The sequence below is a fragment of the Zhongshania sp. genome, from assembly GCF_041584495.1.
Classification (GTDB): Bacteria; Pseudomonadota; Gammaproteobacteria; order Pseudomonadales; family Spongiibacteraceae; genus Spongiibacter.
In genome coordinates, this window is record NZ_JBFHDY010000308.1 from 1 (window position 1) to 1,198 (window position 1,198).

At 52.6% G+C, this 1,198-nt stretch carries 2 protein-coding genes; both read left to right on the top strand.

Features of this window, described 5'->3' with window-relative positions; translation table 11 throughout:
- Positions 1 to 583: hypothetical protein (locus tag ABYP33_RS19405; protein ID WP_373093028.1), on the top strand; the 583-nt coding region annotated here is incomplete at its 5' end.
- Positions 580 to 1,198: hypothetical protein (locus tag ABYP33_RS19410; protein WP_373093029.1), on the top strand; the 619-nt coding region annotated here is incomplete at its 3' end. The genes ABYP33_RS19405 and ABYP33_RS19410, both read left to right, overlap by 4 nt.

Genomic DNA, 1,198 nt, shown 5'->3' on the forward strand with positions numbered 1-1,198 from the left:
CTGGCTGGCTCGCGACGATATGCCAGCGAATATCAAGCGATTCATCCAAATGGCTGAGTCAGATATTTGCAAAGACCTTCGCGTTAGGGGCATGGAGAAGCAAAAGACGTTCTCCCTAACCTCGGGCGTTGACACACTGCCCAGTGACTTCAAGGGCGCTCGCAGCCTGTACGTTGATGCGGCTAGCGGCTTGCGGGATTTGGATTACTTGGCACCAGAAGTGTTCCACCGTTCGCGTGTTGCCACAATGTCCGGCTCCCCTCAAGCCTATACGGTAGAGGGCAATAGCATCTACTTTGCTCCGGCTCCGGGCGCTACCAATCCAGTAGATGTAAAGATGCTGTACATTGGTAAGTATGATGAGCTAGCTGAGGCCAATGATTCAAATGGCTTGTTGACTGGCCATTTCAACCTGTACCTATCAAAATCGCTGGCGTATGGCTTTGCTTATTTGCGCGACGATGAGCAGGCTGCAAAATGGGACGGGGAGTATCAGGATATGGTGGCCAAGCTAAACCGCAACGCCAACCGCGAACGGTTTAGAGGCAACAACCTGAAGCGTTTCGGTGGGCCTACGCCTTGAACATAAAGACCATCAAGTTTCCCCCTTGGCGTCCAGACCAGCCCGCGTTATCGCAATACGCTCCGGAGCTTCTGAACGCTATCCCACAGGCTCAATCGTATAGATACGTGCCATCGCTCAACACTGAGACGAACGCGCTGGATAACCCCGCTCTGCGCGGCCTGACGGCTGTTGATTCCAGCGGGACGATAAACGTGTTTGCGGGCGACAGTGCCAAGCTCTATAAGCTGTCATCGAACACGTTCAATAACGTGTCCAAGGCGGGCAACTATACAGTCGATTCATGGGAAATGACCAAGTTCGGTGATCGTGTTATCGCCGTATCGCTGGAAGCCCCCACTCAGTTTTATGATATGGGTGTTTCTGCTTTATTTGCTGACTTGGCAGGTTCGCCCCCACAAGCCGATCACATAGCGGTTGTGCGTGATTTCGTCGTGTTGGGGAACCTGGACATAGGCGGCACGCAATACCCCAATCGCGTCCAATGGTCTGGATTCAACAATTCCGAGATTTGGGGTAGCGATATTGGGAATCAGAGTGATTTCCAAGACTTGTTCGGCAACGACGGCAAGATACAGCGCATTGTTCCGGGCGAGTATGGCGTAATATTCCAAG